The following is a 1,960-nucleotide window of genomic DNA, read 5'->3' as shown; positions in this document are numbered from 1 at the left end:
CCTGACCGGCCGCCCCTGACCGGCCGTCATCCGGCCGGCCATCCCGCGTAACCGCGGCCGCCTCTCCGGGCAGGGTTGGAGGAGCCCGCCGGCTCCGTGGCGGGAACAGCGGATAGTGGTCATCGTGTCACGGTTCATCCGTGCTCCCGCCCGGTTCCGTTCGACGTCTCATGTGACGCCTCATGCGGCCTCTCACGCGACCTCGGTGACGAAATGGGACAGGCCTTCCGCGGCGTCCCCGAGCACGATGACCGCCGAGCGGACCACGTAAGCGGCGTCGCTTGGCGTGTTCGCCAGATAAAAGATCAGCAATGCGAGCAGGGACAGATGCGTCAGCTTTTTCACGGTCATGCCGGACCTCGCGGGAGACGGGGTGGACAGGCGCCGTCCACGCTCACCGGAGCCTCCCGCCATCCACGCTCGATGACATGTCGACCGCTCGTTTGTGTAATCGAGTGGAAACTCTGGGTGCCCTCTGTCCGGGAAGCGGGGCAGGTGGCTCCGTTGACGACCGCGGTGCCGAACGTCCCGTCATCGCTCGACGTCCCTAAGGGGAACACTCTCCGTGAACAGTCCGGTGCGCCCGGACGGTGCGGGAGAGCGGGCAATGACGGGGAACGCGGGCAACGGTGTGAGACGGCCAGGACTGTGTGCGATGGCCAGGACCGGACGAGACGCCAGCCGCGGTGCGGCCGGCGCGGCATGCGCCCAGGGGTGCCCAGGGGTGCAGGGGCCCAGGGGGCCCGGCGGCGTCAGGAGGGCTTGAGGACGGTGGATATGAGGCCGTCCGGCCCGACCCGGCGGACGATCCCGCCGTACTGGGCGATGTAGACCGCGCCGGTGCCGTCGACGGCGATCCCGGTCGGCGCGTAGACCCGGGCCTCCCGCGCGTCGCCGCCGTCCCCGGGCTCGGTGGCGGCGCGGGACCCGGCGAAGGTGCTGATCACGCCGGTGGCCGCGTCCACCAGCCGGATCACGTTGTTCGCGTAGTCGGCGATGTAGAGATCACCGTTCGGCGCGAGCGCGATCCCGCTGGGATCCCCGAGCGTCACCGCGGTCGCCGGGGAGCCGTCCCCGGCGCTGCCGACCGGCGGCGGTGAGGCGGTCGGCGTGGGCGACGCCGTGCCCGTCGCTGACGGTGCCGCGCCGGCGAAACGGGAGATGACGCCCTTCGGGCTGATCTTCCGGACTGTTTCCGTCCCTCTGTCGAGGATGTAGACGCTGCCGTCCCTGGCGATGACGACACTCGCCGGATTGTTCAACAGGGCGTCGGCGGCCGGGCCGTTGTCACCCGACGTCCCGCTGGTCGACGAGCCCGCGACCGCGGCGATGCGGCCGGTGGCGACCGTGACCTTCCGTACCCGGCTGCCTTCGGAAAAGAGGACGTCGCCGTTGTCGTCGACCGCGATCCCGCGTGGGCCCGACAGTTCCGCGGCGGCTGCGGCCCCGTTGTTTCCCGTGAATCCGTCCAGCTCGGAACCGCTGCCGGCGACCACGGAGATGCCGCCGTCCCTGGTGATCATGAAAACCTGGCCGTCGGAGGTGCTGGTGGCGACGTAGATCGCGCCGGCGGTGTCGACCGCCACACTGCCCGGTGAGGCCAGGACCTTCCGGCGGGCGTCGGTGTCGGCCGTGGGCTGTGCGCTCGCCCCGGCCGTCGGCCTCGGTGACGGCGGGCGGGAACCAGCCAGCCACTCGACGGTCCCGGCCGGGCTGAGCGTCAGGACGCGGCCGGCGCTGCTGTCCGACACGACGATGGTGCCGTCCGGGCCGATGGCGATGCCGTTCACCGAGGAGAGCGCGCCCGTGATGGTGGGGCCGCTGTACGCGGCCCGGCCCGGCCGTGGGCCGGAGCCACCGCGTGAGAGCGCGACCAGGATGACGGCGACCAGGACGAGTACCAGGACACCGGCGCCGATCCGGTTGCGCCGCGGCCCGAACAGGGCCGCCACACGCCGTG

Annotated in this window: 2 protein-coding genes; both read right to left on the bottom strand. The window is 71.7% G+C overall.

Translation table 11 applies throughout. The features are described 5' to 3' along the window. Positions 1-192 precede the first annotated feature (192 nt). A complete protein-coding gene (locus AC5LSR_RS20610) occupies positions 193-351 on the bottom strand; it encodes a hypothetical protein (RefSeq protein ID WP_175648265.1) in 159 nt (52 codons plus the stop codon). A gap of 401 nt (positions 352-752) precedes the next feature. Beyond that, on the bottom strand, positions 753-1,960 hold a 1,208-nt coding region (locus AC5LSR_RS20605), incomplete at its 5' end, for an NHL domain-containing protein (protein WP_493464760.1).

The sequence above is a fragment of the Protofrankia sp. CiP1_Cm_nod4 genome (genome assembly GCF_982290645.1).
This window is presented reverse-complemented; position numbering and strand designations above follow the sequence as displayed.

What these genes read in the sequence shown, in the direction of transcription:
- AC5LSR_RS20610 (WP_175648265.1), bottom strand. Translation starts at nt 351, where the DNA reads ATGACCGTGAAAAAGCTGACGCATCTGTCCCTGCTCGCATTGCTGATC.